The following is a 22,370-nucleotide window of genomic DNA, read 5'->3' on the forward strand; positions in this document are numbered from 1 at the left end:
CGGAACGTTCCGGCGGGGTTTTTCATCACTGACTGGTTATAGGATTACAGGGAGCGATCATGGCAAAGCCGTTCAAGACACTCGACGACATGGGAGACATCACGGGCAAGGTGGTGCTGGTGCGCGAGGATCTGAACGTGCCGATGCAGGATGGCTCCGTCACCGACGACACCCGTCTGCGCGCAGCCATGCCGACCGTGCTGGAACTGGCCGATCGGGGTGCGAAGGTGCTGATCCTCGCTCATTTCGGCCGTCCCAAGGGGCAGAAGAACCCGGAATTTTCGCTGTCGAAGATCACCCGGCCGCTGACGGCGGTGCTGGGGCGCGATGTGCAGTTCATTCCCGATTGCCAGGGTGAAGCCGCTACGGACGGCATCAAGGTCATGCGCAATGGCGACATCGCGATCCTCGAAAACACCCGCTTCCATGCCGGTGAGGAAAAGAACGATCCGGCGCTGGTCGAGGCGATGGCGGCGATTGGCGATCTCTATGTGAACGATGCTTTCTCCGCCGCGCACCGTGCGCATGCTTCGACCGAGGGACTGGCGCACAAGCTGCCGGCTTTTGCGGGCCGATCGATGGAGAAGGAGCTTGACGCACTTGAGGCCGCGCTAGGCGAGCCGGTGAAGCCGGTCGCGGCGGTCGTCGGCGGGGCGAAGGTTTCCACCAAGCTCGACGTGCTGAACAATCTCGTCGCCAAGGTCGATCATCTGATCATCGGCGGCGGCATGGCCAATACCTTCCTCTATGCGCGCGGCGTCGATATCGGCAAGTCGCTGTGCGAGAAGGATCTGTCCGAGACGGCTGAGGCGATTTTCGACAAGGCCGAGGCGGCGGGCTGCACCATCCATCTGCCCTATGATGTGGTGGTATCGAAGGAATTCGCCGCCAATCCGGCTTCGCTGCGCACCTGCAACGTTCATGAGGTGGCGCAGGACGAGATGATCCTCGACGTTGGTCCGGCCGCTGTCGAGGCGCTTGGCGATGCGCTCAAGAACTGCCGGACGCTGGTGTGGAACGGACCGCTCGGCGCGTTCGAGATCGCGCCCTTCGACAAGGCGACCGTCGCGCTGGCGAAGACCGCCGCGGCGCTGACCAAGGAAGGCGGCCTTACGTCCGTCGCGGGCGGCGGCGACACGGTCGCGGCGCTCAACCATGCAGGCGTGGCGGGCGATTTCAGCTTCGTTTCCACTGCGGGCGGCGCTTTCCTGGAGTGGATGGAGGGCAAGGAACTGCCCGGCGTGAAGGCGCTGATGGCCTGAACAAGATTGCGGGGCCGGCCCTGGAGAGTGGCCGGCCCCGCTCGACCGTGGACGCCGGTGCAAGGCGTCCTCCTTTCATGTGCGCCGCCGGAGGGGCGGCGCTTCAGACAAAGAGGTATGTGCAGATGCAGTTCGAGGACATGAAGGCGAAGATTGAGGGCGGCAACGGCTTCATCGCGGCGCTCGACCAGAGCGGTGGTTCGACGCCCAAGGCGCTGAAGGGCTATGGCATCGAGGAAGACGCCTGGACCAATGAAGAGGAAATGTTCGGCCTGATCCACGCCATGCGCAGCCGCATCATCACCTCGCCGGTTTTCTCGGGCGAGAAGGTGCTGGGCGCGATCCTGTTCGAGCGCACCATGGATGGCGAGGCCGGTGGCAAGTCGGTTCCGCAGGCGCTGATCGAGCGCGGCGTGGTGCCCTTCATCAAGATCGACAAGGGTCTGGAAGACGAAGCCAATGGCGTTCAGCTGATGAAGCCCAATCCGGGCCTCGACACGCTGTTGCACCGCGCCAAGGCGCTGGGCGTGTTCGGCACCAAGGAGCGTTCGGTCATCAACCTCGCCAACCGCGAGGGCATTGCCGCCGTCGTCAAGCAGCAGTTCGAGGTCGGGCAGCAGGTGCTGGCCGCCGGTCTGGTTCCGATCATCGAGCCGGAAGTGAACATCAAGAGCCCCGAGCGTGCCGAAGCCGACCAGATTCTGCTGGAGGAAATCCTCAAGAATCTCGACGCGATGCAGGGTGATGACAAGGTCATGCTGAAGCTGTCGCTGCCGACCAAGGCGGGCCTGTTCGATCCGCTGGTCGACCATCCGCGCGTGCTGCGCGTGGTCGCTCTGTCGGGCGGTTTCTCGCGCGCCGAAGCCTGCGTCGAACTGGCCAAGAATCGCGGCATCATCGCCAGCTTCAGCCGCGCGCTGCTGAACGACCTGCGTCATCAGATGAGCGACGATGAGTTCAACGCCTCGCTGGGCGAAGCGATTGACGAGATCCACGGCGCCTCGACCAAGAAGGCCGCCTGATTTTGGGGAGCCATGGCGGTCGCCCGTGACCGCCATGGCCCTTTCGCCGGTGGCACGGTTGTTCTACTGAGCGTGCATGACCGACTTTACCGACGAAGAACTGGCCCTCGATCCCCATTTTGCTGATCGTTTCGAGCAGGGCTTTCGCCCCGCCTGCCAGCTTTATCTGATTTCGCCGCCCGCCATCGACGCGGGCTTTGCCGACAGCCTTGCCGCCGCTTTTGAAGGGGGCGGTGTCGCGGCTTTCCAGTTGCGGCTGCAGGGGGTGGATGACGATGCCATCGCCCGCGCCGCCGAACCGATCCGGACGCTCTGCGCTGATCGGGGGATCGCCTTCATCATCAACGACAGCGTCGCGCTCGCCAAGCGGCTGGGCGCGGATGGCGTGCATTTGGGGCAGGGGGATGGCGATCCGCGTGAGGCTCGCAAAATCCTTGGTCCGTCGGTGCAGATCGGCGTGACCTGCCATGACAGCCGCCATCTGGCGATGGAGGCGGGCGAGTCGGGGGCGGACTATGTGGCCTTCGGAGCCTTTTATCCGACCAGCACCAAGGAAACGCATCATCGGCCGGAGCCGTCGATCCTGAGCTGGTGGACGACCCTGTTCGAACTGCCCTGCGTCGCGATCGGCGGGATCACCGCGGACAATGCGCCGCCGCTGGTGGCGGCGGGTGCCGATTTCCTGGCGGTGAGCGGCGCGGTGTGGAACCATCCGCAGGGTCCTAAAGCAGGCGTGGCGGCCTTTGCCGAGGTGCTGAAAGGCTAGGCGCAGCTTTCCGCCGGTCCCTTGCCTTTGCGGTACGCCCCGAACCGGCGGGCGCGCCTGATCAACTGGGGCGCGGCGCGGTTGGCGCAAATGGTGAAGCCGGGCGTGAAGGCGGTGTTTCAGGAATAGCGCTCCCCCTTGCCCTTCGGCGCCGGGCCATGTAAAGGCGCCCGCAGCCTTGCGAGGCCGGCTCTTTTCATCATTCAGACATATAGGCAGGCTCTTCCCATGAAGATCAGCGGCGTCGAGATTCGTCCCGGCAACAACATCGAATATGACGGAAGCCTGTGGCGTGCCGTCAAGATCCAGCACACCCAGCCCGGCAAGGGCGGCGCCTATATGCAGGTGGAACTCAAGAACCTGATCGACGGGCGCAAGAACAACGTCCGTTTCCGCTCCGCCGAGACGGTCGAGCGCATCCGCCTGGACACCAAGGATTTCCAGTATCTTTATGCCGAAGGCGACATGCTCGTCTTCATGGATACGGAAACTTATGAGCAGATCAACCTGCCGCAGGATCTGGTGGGCGATGCCTCGGCCTTCCTGCAGGATGGCATGATGGTCATGCTGGAAATGTATGAGGAGCGTCCGATCTCCGTGCAGCTGCCCGAAACGGTCGAAGCGACCGTGGTCGAGGCCGACGCCGTGGTGAAGGGCCAGACCGCTTCGGCCAGCTACAAGCCCGCCATCCTCGACAATGGCGTGCGCGTCATGGTGCCGCCGCACATCGTCACCGGCACGCGCATCGTCGTCGATGTGTATGAGCGCGAATATGTGAAGCGCGCGGACTGACATGATTGTCTCCCCTCCCGCTGGCGGGAGGGGGCAGGGGTGGGCGGCAAGCGAAAGCGAGCCTTCTACCCCTTCCTTTTTTAGGGCCGCTGGCGCGGCCGCCCACCCCCGGCCCCTTCCGCTTGCGGGAGGGGGGAGAAGAGAAAAATGGTATCGCACTCGGGCCTTCTGACCGTCATGGAACGCGCCGCGCGCAAGGCCGGCTCCAAGCTGCGCCGCGACTTTGGCGAGGTCGAGCATCTCCAGGTGTCCCGCAAGGGGCCGGCGGACTTCGTGTCAAAGGCCGACAAGCAGGCGGAAAAGACGCTGGTCGAGGAATTGCAGAAGGCGCGGCCCGACTGGGGCTTCCTGCTGGAAGAGGGCGGCGAGATTGCCGGCGATCCCACCAAGCCGCGCTGGATCATCGATCCGCTCGACGGCACCACCAACTTCCTGCACGGCATCCCGCATTTCGCCATCTCGATTGCCGTCGAGGAGCCGCTTTTCGGCGGATCGAAGCGCGAGGTGACGAGCGGTATCGTCTATCAGCCGGTCACTGACGAAACCTATTGGGCGGAAAAGAGCCGGGGCGCATGGCGGCATGACCAGCGGCTGCGCGTATCGGCGCGGCGCGATCTGGGCGAATGTCTGATCGCCACGGGCATCCCGTTCATGGGCCATGGCAATATGGCGGAATGGACCCGCATCTTCGGCGCGGTGGCGCCGTCGGTGGCGGGCATCCGGCGTTTCGGTGCGGCGTCGCTCGACCTCGCCCATGTGGCGGCGGGGCGCTATGACGGCTTCTGGGAAAGCGGTTTGCAGCCCTGGGATGTGGCGGCCGGCCTCCTGATGGTGCGTGAGGCGGGCGGTTTCGCAACCGACTTCCGTGGCGGGGATCAGCCGATCGAGCGCAAGGAGGTTATTGCCGGAAATGACGCCATTCACAGCAAATTGCATAAGCTGGTGGCTGGCGCACTCCGCTGAAAACAACCCTTTTGGTAGCGTAATCAGGCCTGTGTAATTGTTGCGAATCATTCTCACGGGTTCGCCCCTTGCTTCGCATATGCAGCAGGCCTAAAGCGCCAACACATTTCATTCGCCCAGGGGATTCCGTTGGTCGATCTTGCCCAATATCTGCCGATCCTGATTTTTCTCGGGATCGCCTTGCTGCTTTCGAGCGCGTTCGTATTCCTGCCGATGCTGGTGGGGCGCCTGACCGGAGCGCATAAGCCCGATCCGGCCAAGCTTTCCGAATATGAATGCGGCTTTCCGGCATTTGAAGAGCCGCGCAGTCAGTTCGACGTGCGATTCTACCTCGTCGCCATTCTGTTCATCGTCTTCGATCTGGAAGCGGCGTTCCTCTTTCCCTGGGCGGTCAGCCTCGATCAGATCGGCTGGGCCGGCTGGGCGACGATGATGATCTTCATAGCGGAGCTGGTGCTCGGCCTCGTCTATGCGTGGAAGAAGGGAGCACTCGATTGGGAGTAGAACTTGACCGTCCCATCCCCGGCACACAGCCGCCGGTGGGAACGCAGCCCGACCAGGATTTCTTCAACGCGCTGAACAGCGAAGTCAGTGACAAGGGCTTTCTCGTCACCTCGACCGAGGAACTGTTCCAATGGGCGCGCACCGGCTCGCTCTGGTGGATGACCTTCGGTCTCGCCTGCTGCGCGGTGGAGATGATCCACGTCAACATGCCGCGTTACGACATGGAGCGTTTCGGCGCCGCGCCGCGCGCTTCGCCGCGCCAGTCGGACGTGATGATCGTCGCGGGGACTCTCTGCAACAAGATGGCCCCGGCGCTCCGCAAGGTCTACGATCAGATGTCCAATCCGAAATATGTGATTTCGATGGGCAGCTGCGCCAATGGCGGCGGCTATTATCACTACAGCTATTCCGTGGTGCGCGGCTGCGACCGGATCGTGCCGATCGACATCTATGTGCCGGGCTGCCCGCCGACCGCCGAAGCGCTGCTTTACGGGGTGATGCAGTTGCAGCGGAAGATCCGCCGGATCGGCACGGTGGAGCGTTAATATGGGTCATTCTGCTCCTAAGATCGCGGCCATCGACGGTATCGCGCAGGAAATCGCCGGACTGCTGGGTTCGATGCTGGTCGAAACGGTTGACCATGCTGATGAGCTGAGCTTCACCGTTGTTCGGGAAAGTCTGGCCGATGCGATGGTCCTGTTGCGGGATCGCGCGCAGTATCAGCAGCTTATGGAAGTGGCGGGCGTCGATTATCCGGAACGCCCGGATCGTTTCGAGGTCTGCTACCATCTGCTCAGCGTCACGCGGAACCATCGCATCCGCGTCAAGGTATCCACCGACGAGAATATGCCCGTTCCCACCGTCACGCACATCTGGCCGGTCGCCGGCTGGCTGGAGCGTGAAGTGTTCGACATGTACGGGGTCATCTTCGGCGGCAATACCGACCTGCGGCGCATCCTGACCGACTATGGCTTCAAGGGCCATCCGCAGCGCAAGGACTTCCCGCTGACCGGCTATGTCGAGTTGCGCTATTCCGAGGAAGATCAGCGCGTGGTCTATGAGCCGGTGAAGCTGGCGCAGGACTTCCGCAGCTTCGACTTCATGAGCCCGTGGGAAGGCGCGCAATATGTGCTGCCGGGCGACGAAAAGGCAGAGGCCAAGGACCAGGGGAGCAAGGCCTGATGTCCGATTATCTGGAAAAGCTGGATCATCTGACCGACGCGGTCGACCCGACCTATGGCGACACGCAGATTCAAAACTACACGATCAACTTCGGTCCGCAGCACCCGGCGGCGCACGGCGTTCTGCGTCTGGTCATGGAACTGGACGGCGAGATCGTCGAGCGTTGCGACCCGCATGTCGGGCTGCTTCATCGCGGCACCGAGAAGCTGATCGAGTACAAGACCTATTTGCAGGCGCTACCCTATTTCGACCGGCTGGACTATTGTTCGCCGCTCGGCATGGAGCATAGCTATGTTCTGGCTATCGAGAAGCTGCTGAATCTGGAAGTGCCGCTGCGCGCGCAATATCTGCGCGTGTTCTTCGCGGAACTGACCCGCATCTGCAACCACATGCTGAACCTCGGCTCGCACGTCATGGACGTCGGCGCGATGACGCCGAACCTGTGGCTGTTCGAAATCCGCGAGGACTGCCTCAACTTCTTCGAGCGCGCTTCGGGCGCCCGCATGCACTCGGCCTATTTCCGTCCGGGCGGCGTGCATCAGGATGTGCCGCTGAAGCTGCTGACCGATATCGCCGACTGGCTCGACACGCGTCTGCCGCGCCTGTTCGAGGATGCGATGAGCCTGGTGGTGGACAACCGCATCTTCAAGCAGCGCAACGTCGACATCGCCGTGGTGAGCAAGGAAGACGCTCTCAAGTGGGGCTTCTCCGGGCCGATGATCCGTGGTTCGGGCATCCCCTGGGATATTCGCAAGGCGCAGCCTTACGACGTCTATGACCGGATGGAATTCGATATTCCGGTCGGCACCAATTTTGACTGTTACGACCGTTTCATGGTCCGCGTCGAGGAGGTGCGGCAGTCCGCGCGCATCATGAAGCAGTGCCTCAATGAGATGCCGGAAGGGCCGATCGCCAGCTTCGACCGCAAGGTTTCGCCGCCCAAGCGTGGCGAGATGAAGCGTTCGATGGAATCGCTGATCCATCATTTCAAGCTCTATACGGAGGGCTTCCACGTTCCGGCGGGCGAAGTCTATGTGGCGACCGAAAGCCCCAAGGGCGAATTCGGCGTCTATCTGGTCAGCGACGGCAGCAACAAGCCCTATCGCTGCAAGATCCGTCCGACCGCCTTCTCGCACTTGCAGGCGATGGACTTCATGATGAAGGGCCACATGCTGGCCGACACAACCGCTGTCCTGGGCGCCATGGACATCGTGTTTGGAGAATGTGACCGCTAATGGCTGACGCAGTTCATATCCCGGACGAGGCCGAAACGCGCGCGCGCTGGGGCGCGTTTGCGTGGACGGCCGAAAATGCCGAGCAGGCGAAGAAAGTCATCGCCCGTTATCCCGCTGGTCGTCAGCAGTCGGCGGTCATGCCGCTGCTCGATCTGGCCCAGCGTCAGGTCGGTGCGGAAACGCAGACCAATGGCTGGCTGCCGGTGCCGGTGATGGAATATATCGCAGACCAGCTCGAAATGCCCTATATGCGCGTTTACGAGGTCGCGACCTTCTACACCATGTACAACCTCGCGCCGGTCGGCCGCTATCATGTGCAGGTTTGCGGCACGACGCCTTGCATGTTGCGTGGGTCTGACGATGTGTTCGCGGCTTGCAAGAACAAGGGGCTGGTCAAGGGCGGCACGACGCCCGACGGTCTGTTCACGCTCACCGAGGTCGAGTGTCTGGGCGCCTGCACCAATGCGCCAATGGTCCAGATCAACGACGATAATTTCGAAGACCTGACCTATGACAGCATGAGCGCGATCCTCGACGATCTCGCCGCTGGCAAGCAGCCCAAGATCGGGCCGCAGATCGATCGCCAGACCAGCTGCCCCGAAGGCGGGCCGACCAGCCTCACGGACATGGTCAAGGAAAATCACGACTATCGGGGCGAATGGGCATGAGCGACGTGATTGCGCCTCTCAGCGACAAGGATCGCATCTTCACCAACGTCTATGGCTTCCAGGATTGGGGCATCGACGCGGCGATGAAGCGCGGCGATTGGGATAATACTAAGAAGCTGCTGGAAATCGGCCAGGACGAAATCATCGAGCGCATCAAGGCTTCGGGCCTGCGCGGCCGTGGCGGCGCGGGCTTCCCGACCGGCATGAAGTGGAGCTTCATGCCCAAGGAAAGCAAGGATGGCCGTCCGAGCTTCCTCGTCATCAACGCCGACGAATCCGAACCGGGTTCGTGCAAGGACCGCGAAATTGTCCGCCACGATCCGCACAAGCTGCTTGAAGGCGCGCTGATCGCCGGTTTCGCGATGCGGGCGCGCGCCGCCTATATCTACATTCGCGGCGAGTTCATCTATGAGGCGAAGGTGCTCTTCGCCGCTGTCGAGCAGGCCTATGAAAAGGGCTTCCTCGGCAAGAATGCCTGCGGTTCGGGTTATGATTTCGACGTCTTCGTCCATCGCGGCGCGGGCGCCTATATCTGCGGCGAGGAAACCGCGCAGATCGAAAGCATCGAGGGCAAGAAGGGCCAGCCGCGCCTGAAGCCGCCTTTCCCGGCAGGTGCGGGTCTTTATGGTTGCCCGACCACCGTGAACAATGTGGAATCGATCGCGGTTGGTCCGACGATCCTGCGCCGTTCGCCGGAATGGTTCGCCAGCTTCGGTCGCGAGAACAACAAGGGCACCAAGCTCTTCCAGATCAGCGGCCATGTGAACAAGCCCTGCGTCGTCGAAGAGTCGATGGGCATCAGCTTCAAGGAACTGATCGACCGGCATTGCGGCGGCATTCGTGGCGGTTGGGACAATCTGCTGGCGGTGATCCCCGGCGGGTCGTCGGTTCCGCTGGTTCCGGCCGCGCAGATCATGGACGCGCCGATGGACTTTGATGGGCTGCGGGCGCTAGGCTCGGGCCTTGGCACCGCCGCCGTCATCGTCATGGACAAGTCGACCGACATCGTCCGCGCCATTTCGCGTCTCTCCTACTTCTACAAGCATGAGAGCTGTGGCCAGTGCACGCCCTGCCGCGAAGGCACCGGCTGGATGTGGCGGGTGATGGAGCGGCTGCGCTCGGGCGATGCCGACATCAGCGAAATCGACATGCTCCAGCAGGTCACCAAGCAGGTCGAAGGCCACACCATCTGCGCGCTCGGCGATGCGGCGGCATGGCCGATCCAGGGGCTGATCCGGCACTTTCGTCCGGAAATCGAACGCCGGATCAACGAAAACAAGGGTAGCGCCCCCGTCATGGAGGCAGCGGAGTAACCATGCCGAAGGTCAAAGTAGACGGCGTAGAACTCGAAGTCCCGGCGGGCGCCACTGTCCTCCAGGCCTGCGAGCTGGCGGGGAAGGAAATCCCGCGTTTCTGCTATCATGAGCGGCTGAGCATCGCGGGCAATTGCCGCATGTGTCTGGTCGAAGTGAAGCCCGGACCGCCCAAGCCGCAGGCGTCGTGCGCGCTTCCGGCGAGCGAAGGCCAGGAAATCCGCACCGACAGCGAGATGGTCAAGAAGGCGCGGGAAGGGGTGATGGAGTTCCTGCTCATCAACCACCCGCTCGACTGCCCGATCTGCGATCAGGGCGGCGAATGCGATCTTCAGGATCAGTCGGTGGCCTATGGTAAGGGCGACAGCCGCTTCGAAGAAAATAAGCGCGCCGTCACCGAAAAATATATGGGTCCGATCGTCAAGACGGTCATGACCCGTTGCATCCAGTGCACCCGCTGCGTGCGCTTTGCCGAGGAAGTCGCGGGCGTGCCGGAAATCGGCGCCATCTATCGCGGCGAGAATATGCAGATCACCACCTATCTCGAACATGCCGCGAAAAGCGAGCTGTCGGGCAATGTGGTCGATCTCTGCCCGGTCGGCGCGCTGACGGCCAAGCCCTATGCGTTCGAGGCGCGTCCCTGGGAACTCAAGAAGACCTATGCCATCGACGTGATGGATGCGGTCGGCACCAATATCCGTCTCGACAGCCGTGGCCGTCAGGTGCTGCGCGCCGTGCCGCGCATCAATGACGATGTGAACGAGGAGTGGGCGAGCGACAAGACCCGGCACAATGTCGACGGTCTGGTCCGCAAGCGGCTCGACAAGCCGTTCGTTCGCAAGGACGGCAAGCTGGTTCCGGCGACCTGGAATGAGGCTTTCGCGGCGATTGCGGCCATCAAGCATGGCAGTTCGGTTGCGGCGCTGGCTGGCGATCTGCTCGATTGCGAAACCATGTTCGCAGGCAAGGCGCTGGTCGAGAAGCTGGGCGGCTCGCTGCTCGAAGGGCGTCAGACCGGGCTTTCCTATGACGTGTCGAGCCTGAGCGCGGTGAACTTCAACACCACGCTGGCTGGCCTTGAAACCGCTGACGTGATCCTGCTGGTCGGCACCAATCTGCGCTGGGAAGCGCCGCTGGTGAACACCCGCATCCGCAAGGCGATCAAGAAGGGCGCGAAGGTCTTCGCCCTCGGCCCGCAGGTCGACCTCACCTACAAGGTCGAATGGCTGGGCAATGATGCGTCGCTGCTCGCCAAGTTGCCTGAAGCGGTGATCGAGGCGTTCGGCAAGGCGGCGCGTCCGGCGATGATCGTCGGCGGCGGCGTGCTGGCAAAGGATGGCGCGCATGGCGATACGCTGGCGCTGGTCGAGACGCTGGGTCTGATCAAGGACGGCTGGAACGGTTACAACGTCTTGCACTTCGCGGCGGCGCGCATGGGCGGGCTGATGCTCGGCTATGCGACGCAGGGCGGCATCAAGGCGGTGGCGGCGGCCAAGCCCAAGCTGCTCTTCTCGCTCGGCGCGGACGAGGTCGATTATTCGGCGTTCGAGGACAGCTTCAAAGTCTATGTCGGCCACCATGGCGACAAGGGCGCCCATGCGGCGGACGTGATCCTGCCCGGCGCGAGCTATGCCGAAAAGGCGGGCACCTATGTCAATCTGGAAGGCCGGGTGCAGCGTGGCGAAAAGGCCGTGTTCGCGCCGGGCGATGCCCGCGAGGACTGGTCGATCCTGCGCGCTCTGTCGGAAGTGCTGGGCGCGACCCTGCCGTTCGACAGCTTCGAAGCGCTGCGCGCCGAAATGGCCAAGGCGGTTCCAGCTTTGGGCGTCGAAGGTCTGGCCGATTATGGCTGGTCCGCGCCGTCGTTGCCGACTGGTGCTGCCGGCGAATTTGGTTCGCCGATCAAGGATTTCTACCTGACCAACGCCATCTGCCGCGCCAGCCCGACGATGCAGCAATGCTCGGCCGAACTGATCCATGGTGAGAGCTTCGCGGAGGCCGCAGAGTGACCGCTTTTTTCCAAAATCTCGGCCTGCCTTTTGAAGGGGCGTGGCTGCTTTCGACGATCATCGGAATCCTGGTGATCGCACTGCCGCTGATGCTGGCGGTTGCGATGATCATTTATGCCGACCGCAAGATCTGGGCGGCGATGGCGCTGCGCCGTGGTCCGAACGTGGTCGGTCCCTTTGGTCTGCTGCAGTCCTTTGCGGACGGCGCCAAGGTTTTCCTTCAGGAAACCATCATCCCGTCGGCGGCCAACCGTACGCTGTTCCTGATCGCGCCGATCATCACCTTCACCGTCGCGCTGATGGCCTGGGCGGTGATCCCATTCCAGGTGGGGGTGGTGCTGGCCAACATCAATGTTGGCCTGCTCTACATTCTCGCGATCAGCTCGCTCGGTGTTTATGGCGTCGTGCTGTCGGGCTGGGCGTCCAACTCCAAATATCCCTTTTATTCGGCGATCCGCGCCAGCGCGCAGATGATCAGCTATGAAGTCTCGATCGGCTTCATCCTGATCACCGTGGTTCTCTGGGCGGGCAGCTTCAACATCTCGACCATCGTCGAGAGCCAGAAGGGCTATTATGGCTTCCTGAACGGCAACGGCTTCAACCCGCTGCTCTTCCCGATGGCGATCATGTTCCTGATCTCGGCCATGGCCGAAACGGCGCGCGCGCCTTTCGACCTGACCGAGGCGGAATCCGAACTCGTCGCGGGTTACCAGACCGAATATTCGTCCATGGCCTTCGCCCTGTTCTGGTTGGGCGAATATGCGAACGTCATCCTGATGTGCGGTCTGAATGCCATTCTGTTCTGGGGCGGTTATCTGCCGCCGTTCGACTGGGCGCCGCTTTATCTGGTGCCGGGGATCATCTGGTTCCTGCTCAAGATCGCTTTCTTCTTCTTCGTCTTCTCCTGGGTGAAGGCGACGGTGCCTCGCTACCGTTACGACCAGCTGATGCGGCTGGGCTGGAAGATCTTCCTGCCGACCTCGCTGCTGTTCGTCTTCCTGGTTTCGGGCTTCCTCATGCTGACGCGCTATGGAGGCGCACAATGAGCCTCGGTTACTACGTCAAATCCTTCACCCTCTGGGAGTTTGTGAAGGCGCATTGGCTGACCTTGAAATATTTCTTCAAGCCCAAGGCGACCATCAACTACCCTTACGAAAAGAACCCGATTTCGCCCCGCTTTCGCGGCGAGCATGCGCTGCGCCGCTATCCCAATGGGGAAGAGCGCTGCATCGCGTGCAAGCTGTGCGAGGCGATCTGTCCGGCGCAGGCGATCACCATCGAGGCGCAGCCGCGCGACGACGGCAGCCGCCGGACGACCCGCTACGACATCGACATGACCAAGTGCATCTATTGCGGCTTCTGTCAGGAAGCCTGCCCGGTGGATGCAATTGTTGAAGGTCCGAATTTCGAATTTGCAACGGAAACGCGCGAGGAGCTGATCTATGACAAGGCCAAGCTTCTTGAAAACGGCGACAAATGGGAACGCGCGATCGCCGCGAACCTTGCCGCCGATGCGCCCTACCGTTAAGCCGCAGCCGCCGAAGGGGATAATGGTCCTGTGATTCACGTCTTCGCCTTTTATCTGTTCGCCGCGATCGTGGTGTGCAGCGGCGCGCTGACGATCCTGTCGCGCAATCCGGTTCATTCGGTGCTGTGGCTGATCCTTGCGTTCTTCAACGCGGCGGGCCTGATGGTTCTGCTGGGCGCCGAATTCATCGCGATGCTACTTGTCATCGTCTATGTCGGTGCGGTCGCCGTGCTGTTCCTGTTTGTCGTCATGATGCTCGACATCGATTTTGCCGAACTGCGCGCCGGTTTCGTCGATTATCTGCCCTTTGGGTTGCTGATCGCGCTGGTGCTGCTGGCCGAGATCGTGCTGGGCATCGGCCTGTGGAGCGCCGGTCCCATCGAACTGGCGCAGCGCGCCGCGCCGGTGAACCCGGAGCTTTCCAACATTCAGGCGATCGGCGGGCTGCTTTATACCCGTTACATCTTCCTGTTCGAAGCGGCGGGCATCGTCCTGCTGGTCGCGATGATCGGCGCGATCGTGCTGACCCATCGTGCCCGTGGCGGTGTACGCAGCCAGAATATCGCGCGGCAGAACCGCCGCCGGCCGGAAGAGGCCGTGCGTAATATCAATCAGCCCGTGGGGCAGGGGGTGGAGCTGTGATCGGCCTTCAGCATTATATGGTGGTCAGCGCGATCCTGTTCGTGATGGGGGTGCTGGGCATTTTCATCAATCGCAAGAACGTCATCATCATCCTGATGGCGATCGAGCTGATCCTGCTCAGCGTGAACATCAACCTTGTCGCCTTCAGCGCCTTCCTGGGCGATCTGGTGGGCCAGGTGTTCAGCATGTTCGTGCTGACCGTCGCGGCGGGTGAAGCGGCCATCGGCCTTGCCATCCTCGTCATTTACTTCCGTGGTCGCGGCACCATCGCCGTCGACGATGTCAACCGGATGAAGGGCTAAAGCTCGATGATCCAGCTTATTGTCCTTCTCCCGTTGCTGGCTGCTGCCATCGCCGGTCTTGGCAACAAGGCCCTTGGCAAGCTGCCAGCCAAGATTATCACCACCGGCGCGCTCTTTGCCTCCTGCGCAATGAGCTGGCCGATCTTCCTCAGCTTCGTGACCGGGCATGCCGAGCCTTATGTGGCGCCGGTGTTCACCTGGATTCAGTCGGGCAGCTTCGATGCCCAGTGGGCGCTGCGCGTCGACACCATGACCGCCGTCATGCTGGTGGTCATCACCAGCGTGTCGAGTCTCGTCCACCTCTATTCGTGGGGCTATATGGAGGAGGAGCCGGATCAGCCGCGTTTCTTCGCCTATCTGTCGCTCTTCACCTTCGCGATGCTGATGCTCGTGACGGCGAACAACCTGCTTCAGATGTTCTTCGGCTGGGAAGGCGTCGGTCTGGCCTCTTACCTGCTGATCGGCTTCTGGTTCCGTAAGCCCTCGGCCAATGCCGCCGCGATCAAGGCGTTTGTCGTCAACCGCGTCGGCGACCTTGGCTTCATGATGGGCATTTTCGGCACCTATCTGGTGTTCAACACCATCTCGATCCCGGAAATCCTGGCGGCTGCGCCTTCGATGACCGGTTCGACCATCGGCTTCCTCGGCCACCGTTTCGACACCATGACCGTGCTTTGCCTGCTGCTGTTCATCGGCGCGATGGGCAAGTCGGCGCAGCTTGGCCTTCACACCTGGCTGCCGGACGCGATGGAAGGCCCGACCCCGGTGTCGGCGCTGATCCACGCGGCGACTATGGTGACCGCAGGCGTGTTCATGGTATGCCGCCTGTCGCCGATGTTCGAAACCTCGCCGACGGCGCTGCACTTCGTGACCTTCATCGGTGCCGCCACCTGTCTGTTCGCGGCGACCGTGGGCACGGTGCAGAACGACATCAAGCGCGTCATCGCCTATTCGACCTGTTCGCAGCTGGGCTATATGTTCTTCGCGGCGGGCGTCGGCGCCTATGGCGCGGCGATGTTCCACCTCTTCACCCACGCCTTCTTCAAGGCGCTGCTGTTCCTTGGCGCCGGTTCGGTCATCCATGCGATGCACCATGAGCAGGACATGCGTTACTATGGCGCGCTGCGGAAGGAGATTCCGATCACCTTCTGGACGATGACGCTGGGCACGCTGGCCATCACCGGCGTCGGCCTGCCGCTCGTCGGCGTGGGTTTCGCGGGCTTCTATTCGAAGGACGGCATTCTCGAAGCGGCCTATGCTTCGGGCGGTGCGGGCGTCGGCGCCTATCTGGTCGGCGTGTTCGCGGCGCTGCTCACCAGCTTCTACAGCTGGCGTCTGGTGTTCCTGACCTTCTTCGGCAAGCCGCGCTGGGCTGCTTCGGAGCATATCCAGCATGCGGTGCACGGCCATCATGAAACGCTGGAGGAAGAAACCGACCATGACGGCCATGGCCATCATGACCATCATGGTCAGGAACTGACCGGCACGGCGGGTTATCATCCGCACGAAAGCCCGTGGGTCATGCTGGTGCCGCTGGTGGTGTTGAGCCTTGGCGCGGTGTTCGCGGGCTTCGCCTTCCACGACCAGTTTATCGGTCCGGAAGAGGGCATCGAGTTCTGGAAGGGCGCGCTCGCGTTCGACAGCCACCTGATGCACGCCGCGCATGAAGTGCCGACCTGGGTCAAGTTCGGTCCGTTCACGGTGATGCTGACCGGCCTCGTGATTGCCATGCTGGCTTATCTGAAGTTCACCGATTGGCCGCGTCGCTTCGTGGCTACCTTCGGCGCGCTCTACCAGTTTCTGCTCAACAAATGGTATTTCGACGAACTGTACAACTTCCTGTTCGTCAAACCTGCCTTCGCCATCGGCCGCTTCTTCTGGAAGTTCGGTGACGTCGGTTTCATCGACCGCTTTGGCCCCAATGGTCTGGCTGCGCTGGTCGTGCAGGGCAATAAAGTCACCCGTCGGCTTCAGTCCGGCTACCTCTACACTTACGCGCTGGTGATGCTGATCGGCCTCGCCGCGGCCGCAACCTGGGCGATGACACGATAATGGACGGCTTCCCCATCCTTTCCCTGATGATGGCAGTGCCGATGGCAGGGGCCATCGCCTGTCTCTTCGCAGGCGCCAATCAGGCCCGCTGGATCGCGTTGCTCGCAACGCTGGTCGATCTGGTCCTGGGCGTGATCCTCTGGATGAACTTCGACCAGTCGGGCACGGCCGCCCAATGGCAGTTCCAGGAATATGCACCGATCTTCGGGCGGTTCGCCTGGGCGCTGGGCATTGACGGCATTGCGCTGCTGCTCATCGCGCTCACCGTGTTCCTGATGCCGATCTGCATCGGGGCGAGCTGGCTCGCGATCGAAAAGCGCGTGCCGGAATATATGGCGGCGTTCCTGTTCATGGAGGTGCTGATGATCGGCGTCTTCACGGCGCAGGATCTCTACCTCTTCTACATCATGTTCGAGGCCGGCCTGATCCCGATGTATCTGATCATCGGCATCTGGGGTGGTGCGGAACGCATCTACGCTTCGTATAAATTCTTCCTCTACACGCTGCTCGGCTCGGTGCTGATGCTGATCGCGATGATGTGGATGGTGCATGAAGCGGGCACGACCGACATCCCGACGCTGATGGCGTATAATTTCGATCCGAAGATCCAGACGTGGCTGTGGCTGGCCTTCTTCGCCAGCTTCGCGGTGAAGATGCCGATGTGGCCGGTCCACACCTGGCTTCCCGACGCGCACGTTCAGGCGCCGACCGCCGGTTCGGTCATTCTGGCGGGCGTGCTGCTGAAGATGGGCGGCTACGGCTTCATCCGCTTCTCGCTGCCGATGTTCCCCGAAGCCTCGGCGCAGCTTGCGCCGCTGGTCTGGGGTCTGTCGATGGTGGCGGTGGTTTATACCAGCCTGGTCGCCCTCGTTCAGTCGGACATGAAGAAGCTGATCGCCTATTCGTCGGTCGCGCATATGGCGATCGTCACCGTCGGCCTGTTCGCCTTCAACCAGGCGGGCATCGAAGGCGCGATGATGGTGATGCTGGGCCATGGTCTGGTGTCGGGCGCGCTCTTCCTCTGCGTCGGCGTCATCTATGACCGCCTGCACACCCGCGAGATTGCCCGTTATGGCGGGCTCAGCATCAACATGCCGAAATATGCGGTGCTGTTCATGCTGTTCACCATGGCGTCGGTCGGTCTGCCGGGCACCAGCAACTTCGTCGGGGAGTTCCTGTCGCTGATGGGCGTTTACCAGGCATCGAGCTGGGTGGCGCTGGTGTGCACCACGGGCATCATCCTGGGCGCCGCCTACATGCTCTATCTCTATCGCCGCATCTGCTATGGCGACCAGAAGAATGCCGACGCGGCGGCCATGCCGGACCTGTCGGTGCGCGAAGTCTGGCTGCTGGCGCCAATCGCTGCGGCGGTGCTGTGGATGGGCATCTATCCGGAGAGCTTCCTGAGCCCGATGCGGTCGGATATCCGCGCGCTTGAAGCGCGCATCGCCTCTGCCGCTCCGGCGGGAGATTCCAAGATCAAAATGGGTCCGGCCATCCCGGCTGCGGAGGCCCATCATGAAGAAGCACCGGCGCACGGGGAGGCGCACTAATGATTGATTCCGCTTCCCTTCTGGCCGTCGTGCCGGAACTGATCCTGACGGCCGGTGGCCTGATTTTGTTGCTGGTGGCGGCCTATGGCGGCGACAAGTCGGCGCGGGTCATCAACTGGCTTGCGGTCGTGACACTGATTGCCGCCGGTGTTTCGCTGTCCTGTTCGCTGGCTCATGGGCCGGTGGCGTTTGATGGGCTGGTCCGGGCCGATGCCTTTTCGGTCTTTGCCAAGGCGCTGATCTACGGCGCGGCTGCTGCCGCCATCCTGCTGGCTCCGCGCTATTTTTCGGTCGGCGGTCATCCCCGGCCCGAATATCCGGTTCTGATCGTCTTCGCCGCCGTTGGCATGGGGATGATGGTGTCGGCGGGCGACATGCTGACGCTGTATGTCGGCCTCGAAATGAACAGCCTTGCCTCCTATGTGCTGGCGAGCTTCATGCGGCAGGATGAGCGGTCGTCCGAAGCGGGCCTCAAATATTTCGTCCTCGGTTCGCTGGCGAGCGGCATCCTGCTTTACGGCATCGCGCTGCTTTATGGCTTCACCGGCAGCACCAGCTTCGACGGTATCGCGCTCGCGTTGGGCGACGGCGTGTCGAAGGGTGAGCTTTTCGGTCTGGTCTTCGTTCTGGCCGGCCTGGCGTTCAAGATCAGCGCCGTGCCGTTCCACATGTGGACGCCGGACGTGTATGAAGGCGCGCCGACCCCGGTCACGACCTTCTTCGCCAGCGCGCCCAAGGTTGCGGCCATCGGCCTTACCGTCCGTGTGGCGATCGAGGCGCTGGGTCCGGCAGGTCTGGATTGGCAGCAGGTCGTGATCTTCGTTGCGCTTGCCTCGATCCTTTTCGGTGCGGTTGCGGCGATCGGTCAGAGCAACATCAAACGACTGATGGCCTATTCGTCGATCAACAATGTCGGTTTCGCGCTGATCGGCCTTGCCGCAGGGACGCCAGCAGGCGCAGCGGCGACGATGAGCTACATGGCGATCTACATCGTCATGACCATCGGCGCCTTTGCCTGCATCCTTCAGATGCGTGACGCAGAGGGCAAGCCGATCGAGACCATCGCCAGCCTTGCCGGCCTGTCGCGGTCGCGCAAGGGGCTGGCGGCGGCGCTGGCGATCTTCATGTTCTCCATGGCCGGCATTCCGCCGCTCTTCGGTTTCTGGGCGAAGTTCCTGGTGTTCGACGCGGCGGTGGCGGCGGGCCTGACGGCATTGGCGGCCTTTGGTATCGCGATGTCGGTGATCGGTGCCTTCTATTATCTGAAGGTCATCAAGACGATGTATTTCGACGAGCCGGCCGCGCCCTATGAAGCGCGTGGCGGGGCGGTTGAGAATATCATCCTGACGGCCTGTGCCGTGGTCATCGTCTTCGGTTATTTCCTCAATCCGATGCTCGACAAGGCGAGCGCGGCGGCAGCGGCGTCGCTGTTCTGACCGAGCTTCGCTTCGTCGAGGAGACTGGCTCCACCAATGCCGACATGCTGGCGTTGGTGGAGCAAGGCGTTTCCGAGGGCTGCTGGTTGCGCGCGGGGCGCCAGACCGGCGGGCGGGGGCGTCTGGGACGGAATTGGGAAAGCCCGGACGGCAACCTCTATTGCTCGACGGTCATTCGTTTGCGGGACGGCGATCCGTTGCCCCACACGCTGGCGTTGGTCGCGGCCAATGCGGTGCATGCGCTGGCGGCGCCGCTTTGCGCGGGACAGGCGCGGATCAAATGGCCCAATGATGTGCTGGTCGATGGCGCGAAAATCGCCGGTATCCTGTTGGAGCGGGCTGGAGACGCCATTGTCGCAGGCATCGGCATCAATGTCACAGGGCATCCGACAGGGCTGGACCGGCCGGTGACGAGCCTTGTCGCGCAGGGCGCCCAGAATGTTGACGCAGGTGCGTTGCAGCAACGATTAGCCGAACTGTTCGCCCATTGGCTGGCGATCTGGCGGGCGCAGGGACTGGAGCCTGTGCGGACGCACTGGCTGCTCAACGCCCATCCTGCCGGTACGCCGATGCGCGTGGTACAATCTGATGGCGAGACGGTCGAAGGCAGCTTCGATACGCTCGACCGGCATGGCATGCTGATCCTGCGCTTGGCGAATGGCGAGAGCCGTGCCATTCATGCCGGTGACATCCTTCTCATCTGACATCCGGGGGACCGGCTATGCTTCTCGCGATCGACGCGGGTAATACCAATGTGGTTTTCGCGCTGCTGGACGGGCGGGATATCCGCGCGCGTTGGCGGATCGCGACCGATCCACGGCGCACGGCAGATGAATATGCGGTGTGGCTGAACCAGCTTCTGATGCTGGAGGGCTATAAGATCGCCGATGTCGAGGCGGTCATCATTGCGACGGTCGTGCCGCGCGCGCTGCATAATCTTCAGGTGCTGGCCGAGAAATATTTCAAGACCACGGCGTTGATAGCGGGGCACGCGCCGGTGGAGTGGGGCGTCCGGCTCGACGTCGCCGAACCGGCTTCGGTCGGCGCGGATCGGGTTGTAAACGCCATTGCGGCGCACCACCTGTACGAAGGCGACCTGATCATCATCGATTTCGGCACAGCCACGACTTTTGATGTGATCGACTATCATGGCGCCTATAAGGGCGGGGTTATCGCTCCAGGCATCAACCTGTCGCTGGATGCTTTGGTGGCTGCGGCGGCGAAGCTGCCGAAGATTGCGATCGCGCCGCCGGAGAACCGATCGGTTATCGGTCGCACGACCGAGGCGCAGATGCATATCGGCGTCTTCTGGGGTTATGTGGCGATGATGGAAGGGCTGGTCACGCGCATGCGCGCTGAGATCGGCCGTCCCGCCAAGGTGATTTCGACGGGGGGCCTCGCGGTCCTCTTTGATGACAACAGCGATATTTTCGATGCGATCGCGCCCGATCTCACGATCCTGGGCCTCGCATTATTGTATGAACGGAGTAGACAAGCATAATGACACCCGGAGATGAGCTGATCTTCCTGGCCCTTGGCGGGTCGGGGGAGATTGGCATGAACGTCAATCTGTACGGTTGCCGGGGCAAATGGGTGATGGTCGATCTGGGCCTCACCTTTGCCGATCCGGCCTATCCGGGCGTGGAACTGGTATTGCCCGACCTCGCCTTTATCGAGGAACGGCGCGAGGATCTGCTCGGCATCGTCCTGACGCATGGGCATGAAGACCATATCGGCGCCATCCCCTATCTTGCCGCTGATCTGGGCGTGCCACTCTATGCCACGCCCTTTACCGCGGGGCTGATCCGGCTGAAGCTGGAGGAGGAAGGGCTGACGAAGGAGGTCGAACTCAACGTCATCGACAATGAGGGCAGCTTTGCGCTGGGGCCGTTCGGTTTCCGCTATGTGCCGCTGGCGCATTCCATTCCCGAAGGCAATGCGGTGCTGATCGACACGCCTTATGGCCGGGTCTTCCATACCGGCGATTGGAAGCTGGATGAGCGGCCCGTGCTCGGCCAACCCTCCACGCCGGAAGAGCTGACCGCGATCGGCGATGAGGGCGTGCTCGCGCTGGTGTGCGACAGCACGAATGTCTTCAATCCGGAGGCCAGCGGGTCCGAAGGCGATGTGCGCGAAGGGCTGATGGACACGATCAAGGGCGCGAAGGGACGCGTGCTGGTCACGACCTTTGCGTCCAATGCCGCGCGCTTGCAGACTTTGGGCGAGGTGGCCAATGCCGTGGGGCGCAAGCTCTGCGTGGCGGGGCGGTCGCTCGACCGGATCATTTCGACGGCGCGCAATGCGGGCTATCTGAAGGATTTTCCGCCGACCGTCGATTGGGACGACGCGATGGCGCTGCCGCATAATGAGGTGATGATCATCGCCACCGGCGGGCAGGGGGAAGCGCGGGCCGCGCTGTCCCGCATTGCGTTCGACAGCCATCCGATCAAGCTGGATGAAGGCGATCTGGTCGTTTTCTCCTCCAAGCAGATTCCGGGCAATGAGATCGCCATCGGTCGCATCCAGAATGCGCTGGCGGCCAAGGGCGTGCGGATGGTGACTGACCGTCAGGCGGAAGTGCATGTATCCGGTCATCCGGGTCGACCCGAATTGCAGGCCATGTATGGCTGGGTTCGCCCGCAGATATTGCTGCCCGTCCATGGCGAGCGGCGGCACATGGCCGAACAGGCGCGACTGGGTCTGGCGAGCGGCGTGCCGCATGCGGTGGTGCAGTCCAATGGCGACGTGCTGCGGCTGGCGCCCGATGGGCCGGAGATCATCGGTCATGAAGCGACCGGGCGGCTGGTACTGGATGGCGACGTCATCCTGCCGGCGGACGGATCGACCATGAACGAGCGGCGGAAGATTTCGCTGCATGGGCAGATCAGCGTCGCGGTGGCGCTGGATGGCAAGGGGCGGGTGCTCGGAACGCCAGCGCTGCGCACGCAAGGAGTGCCGGTCGAGGAAGACAAGACGGCGTTTCTCGAGGAAGCGGCCGAGGAAGCCGCCGGCGCGGTCGCCAAGGGATCGCAGGAGGAAGAGGCATTGCGCGAGCGGGTGCGTCTGGCGGTGCGGCGCACGGCGACGCGCTGGACAGGCAAGAAGCCGGTGGTGGACGTGCTGCTCATTCGGGCCTAAGTC

Annotated in this window: 21 protein-coding genes and 1 pseudogene; all 22 read left to right on the forward strand. The window is 62.4% G+C overall.

What is annotated here, in order from left to right; genetic code table 11:
- Window positions 1–59 precede the first annotated feature (59 nt).
- Window positions 60–1,262 carry a phosphoglycerate kinase gene (pgk, locus tag HUK73_RS02255; RefSeq protein WP_176590438.1) on the forward strand — a complete coding sequence of 401 codons (1,203 nt, stop codon included), beginning with the start codon at window positions 60–62 and terminating at the stop codon, window positions 1,260–1,262.
- Window positions 1,263–1,387: 125 nt separating this feature from the next.
- Window positions 1,388–2,284: a fructose bisphosphate aldolase gene (locus tag HUK73_RS02260; RefSeq protein WP_176590439.1), complete on the forward strand. Its 897-nt coding sequence runs from the start codon at window positions 1,388–1,390 to the stop codon at window positions 2,282–2,284.
- 76 nt (window positions 2,285–2,360) lie between these two features.
- A complete protein-coding gene (gene thiE, locus HUK73_RS02265) occupies window positions 2,361–3,050 on the forward strand; it encodes a thiamine phosphate synthase (RefSeq protein WP_176590440.1) in 690 nt (229 codons plus the stop codon).
- A 228-nt stretch (window positions 3,051–3,278) separates the two neighbouring features.
- A complete protein-coding gene (efp, locus tag HUK73_RS02270; protein ID WP_025549544.1) occupies window positions 3,279–3,842 on the forward strand; it encodes an elongation factor P in 564 nt (187 codons plus the stop codon).
- A gap of 147 nt (window positions 3,843–3,989) precedes the next feature.
- The gene (locus tag HUK73_RS02275; RefSeq protein ID WP_150290919.1) at window positions 3,990–4,805 is read left to right on the forward strand and encodes an inositol monophosphatase family protein; all 816 of its coding nucleotides are present in this window, start codon (window positions 3,990–3,992) and stop codon (window positions 4,803–4,805) included.
- A 129-nt stretch (window positions 4,806–4,934) separates the two neighbouring features.
- Window positions 4,935–5,309: an NADH-quinone oxidoreductase subunit A gene (locus HUK73_RS02280; protein ID WP_176590441.1), complete on the forward strand. Its 375-nt coding sequence runs from the start codon at window positions 4,935–4,937 to the stop codon at window positions 5,307–5,309.
- On the forward strand, window positions 5,300–5,854 hold the full coding sequence (locus HUK73_RS02285; RefSeq protein ID WP_176590442.1) for an NADH-quinone oxidoreductase subunit B family protein: 555 nt from the start codon (window positions 5,300–5,302) through the stop codon (window positions 5,852–5,854). The genes HUK73_RS02280 and HUK73_RS02285 overlap by 10 nt, the downstream gene beginning before the upstream one ends.
- 1 nt (window position 5,855) lies before the next feature.
- Window positions 5,856–6,461 (forward strand): annotated as a pseudogene (locus HUK73_RS02290) (NADH-quinone oxidoreductase subunit C); the annotation flags it as partial.
- A gap of 29 nt (window positions 6,462–6,490) precedes the next feature.
- Window positions 6,491–7,726 (forward strand): NADH-quinone oxidoreductase subunit D, encoded by a 1,236-nt coding sequence (locus HUK73_RS02295; RefSeq protein WP_176590444.1) that lies wholly within the window; start codon window positions 6,491–6,493, stop codon window positions 7,724–7,726.
- On the forward strand, window positions 7,726–8,394 hold the full coding sequence (gene nuoE / locus HUK73_RS02300; protein WP_176590445.1) for an NADH-quinone oxidoreductase subunit NuoE: 669 nt from the start codon (window positions 7,726–7,728) through the stop codon (window positions 8,392–8,394). The genes HUK73_RS02295 and nuoE overlap by 1 nt, the downstream gene beginning before the upstream one ends.
- Window positions 8,391–9,707: an NADH-quinone oxidoreductase subunit NuoF gene (gene nuoF / locus HUK73_RS02305; protein WP_176590446.1), complete on the forward strand. Its 1,317-nt coding sequence runs from the start codon at window positions 8,391–8,393 to the stop codon at window positions 9,705–9,707. The genes nuoE and nuoF overlap by 4 nt, the downstream gene beginning before the upstream one ends.
- Window positions 9,708–9,709: 2 nt before the next feature.
- Entirely contained in the window at window positions 9,710–11,716 is a 2,007-nt protein-coding gene (nuoG, locus tag HUK73_RS02310) for an NADH-quinone oxidoreductase subunit NuoG (protein WP_176590447.1), read from the forward strand.
- Window positions 11,713–12,762: an NADH-quinone oxidoreductase subunit NuoH gene (nuoH, locus tag HUK73_RS02315; RefSeq protein ID WP_176590448.1), complete on the forward strand. Its 1,050-nt coding sequence runs from the start codon at window positions 11,713–11,715 to the stop codon at window positions 12,760–12,762. The genes nuoG and nuoH overlap by 4 nt, the downstream gene beginning before the upstream one ends.
- Window positions 12,759–13,244, forward strand: coding sequence for an NADH-quinone oxidoreductase subunit NuoI (gene nuoI / locus HUK73_RS02320; protein ID WP_004211738.1), 486 nt, complete (start codon window positions 12,759–12,761; stop codon window positions 13,242–13,244). The genes nuoH and nuoI overlap by 4 nt, the downstream gene beginning before the upstream one ends.
- Window positions 13,245–13,274: 30 nt before the next feature.
- Window positions 13,275–13,886 carry an NADH-quinone oxidoreductase subunit J gene (locus HUK73_RS02325; RefSeq protein WP_176590449.1) on the forward strand — a complete coding sequence of 204 codons (612 nt, stop codon included), beginning with the start codon at window positions 13,275–13,277 and terminating at the stop codon, window positions 13,884–13,886.
- On the forward strand, window positions 13,883–14,188 hold the full coding sequence (nuoK, locus tag HUK73_RS02330) for an NADH-quinone oxidoreductase subunit NuoK (protein ID WP_004211745.1): 306 nt from the start codon (window positions 13,883–13,885) through the stop codon (window positions 14,186–14,188). The genes HUK73_RS02325 and nuoK overlap by 4 nt, the downstream gene beginning before the upstream one ends.
- Before the next feature lie 6 nt (window positions 14,189–14,194).
- A complete protein-coding gene (nuoL, locus tag HUK73_RS02335) occupies window positions 14,195–16,240 on the forward strand; it encodes an NADH-quinone oxidoreductase subunit L (protein WP_176590450.1) in 2,046 nt (681 codons plus the stop codon).
- Window positions 16,240–17,793 (forward strand): NADH-quinone oxidoreductase subunit M, encoded by a 1,554-nt coding sequence (locus tag HUK73_RS02340; protein ID WP_176590451.1) that lies wholly within the window; start codon window positions 16,240–16,242, stop codon window positions 17,791–17,793. Before nuoL ends, HUK73_RS02340 begins: the two co-directional genes overlap by 1 nt.
- Window positions 17,793–19,229 carry an NADH-quinone oxidoreductase subunit NuoN gene (gene nuoN, locus HUK73_RS02345; protein WP_176590452.1) on the forward strand — a complete coding sequence of 479 codons (1,437 nt, stop codon included), beginning with the start codon at window positions 17,793–17,795 and terminating at the stop codon, window positions 19,227–19,229. The genes HUK73_RS02340 and nuoN overlap by 1 nt, the downstream gene beginning before the upstream one ends.
- Window positions 19,226–19,933 (forward strand): biotin--[acetyl-CoA-carboxylase] ligase, encoded by a 708-nt coding sequence (locus HUK73_RS02350; protein WP_255326312.1) that lies wholly within the window; start codon window positions 19,226–19,228, stop codon window positions 19,931–19,933. The genes nuoN and HUK73_RS02350 overlap by 4 nt, the downstream gene beginning before the upstream one ends.
- Window positions 19,934–19,950: 17 nt before the next feature.
- A complete protein-coding gene (locus tag HUK73_RS02355) occupies window positions 19,951–20,730 on the forward strand; it encodes a type III pantothenate kinase (RefSeq protein ID WP_176590454.1) in 780 nt (259 codons plus the stop codon).
- Window positions 20,730–22,367 (forward strand): ribonuclease J, encoded by a 1,638-nt coding sequence (locus HUK73_RS02360; protein WP_176590455.1) that lies wholly within the window; start codon window positions 20,730–20,732, stop codon window positions 22,365–22,367. Before HUK73_RS02355 ends, HUK73_RS02360 begins: the two co-directional genes overlap by 1 nt.
- Window positions 22,368–22,370: the final 3 nt, after the last annotated feature.

The sequence above is a fragment of the Sphingobium sp. EM0848 genome (assembly GCF_013375555.1).
In the GTDB taxonomy this organism is placed as follows: domain Bacteria; phylum Pseudomonadota; class Alphaproteobacteria; order Sphingomonadales; family Sphingomonadaceae; genus Sphingobium.

What these genes read in the sequence shown, in the direction of transcription:
- pgk (WP_176590438.1), top strand. Translation starts at nt 60, where the DNA reads ATGGCAAAGCCGTTCAAGACACTCGACGACATGGGAGACATCACGGGC.
- HUK73_RS02260 (WP_176590439.1), top strand. Translation starts at nt 1,388, where the DNA reads ATGCAGTTCGAGGACATGAAGGCGAAGATTGAGGGCGGCAACGGCTTC.
- thiE (WP_176590440.1), top strand. Translation starts at nt 2,361, where the DNA reads ATGACCGACTTTACCGACGAAGAACTGGCCCTCGATCCCCATTTTGCT.
- efp (WP_025549544.1), top strand. Translation starts at nt 3,279, where the DNA reads ATGAAGATCAGCGGCGTCGAGATTCGTCCCGGCAACAACATCGAATAT.
- HUK73_RS02275 (WP_150290919.1), top strand. Translation starts at nt 3,990, where the DNA reads ATGGTATCGCACTCGGGCCTTCTGACCGTCATGGAACGCGCCGCGCGC.
- HUK73_RS02295 (WP_176590444.1), top strand. Translation starts at nt 6,491, where the DNA reads ATGTCCGATTATCTGGAAAAGCTGGATCATCTGACCGACGCGGTCGAC.
- nuoE (WP_176590445.1), top strand. Translation starts at nt 7,726, where the DNA reads ATGGCTGACGCAGTTCATATCCCGGACGAGGCCGAAACGCGCGCGCGC.
- nuoF (WP_176590446.1), top strand. Translation starts at nt 8,391, where the DNA reads ATGAGCGACGTGATTGCGCCTCTCAGCGACAAGGATCGCATCTTCACC.
- nuoG (WP_176590447.1), top strand. Translation starts at nt 9,710, where the DNA reads ATGCCGAAGGTCAAAGTAGACGGCGTAGAACTCGAAGTCCCGGCGGGC.
- nuoI (WP_004211738.1), top strand. Translation starts at nt 12,759, where the DNA reads ATGAGCCTCGGTTACTACGTCAAATCCTTCACCCTCTGGGAGTTTGTG.
- nuoL (WP_176590450.1), top strand. Translation starts at nt 14,195, where the DNA reads ATGATCCAGCTTATTGTCCTTCTCCCGTTGCTGGCTGCTGCCATCGCC.
- HUK73_RS02340 (WP_176590451.1), top strand. Translation starts at nt 16,240, where the DNA reads ATGGACGGCTTCCCCATCCTTTCCCTGATGATGGCAGTGCCGATGGCA.
- nuoN (WP_176590452.1), top strand. Translation starts at nt 17,793, where the DNA reads ATGATTGATTCCGCTTCCCTTCTGGCCGTCGTGCCGGAACTGATCCTG.
- HUK73_RS02355 (WP_176590454.1), top strand. Translation starts at nt 19,951, where the DNA reads ATGCTTCTCGCGATCGACGCGGGTAATACCAATGTGGTTTTCGCGCTG.
- HUK73_RS02360 (WP_176590455.1), top strand. Translation starts at nt 20,730, where the DNA reads ATGACACCCGGAGATGAGCTGATCTTCCTGGCCCTTGGCGGGTCGGGG.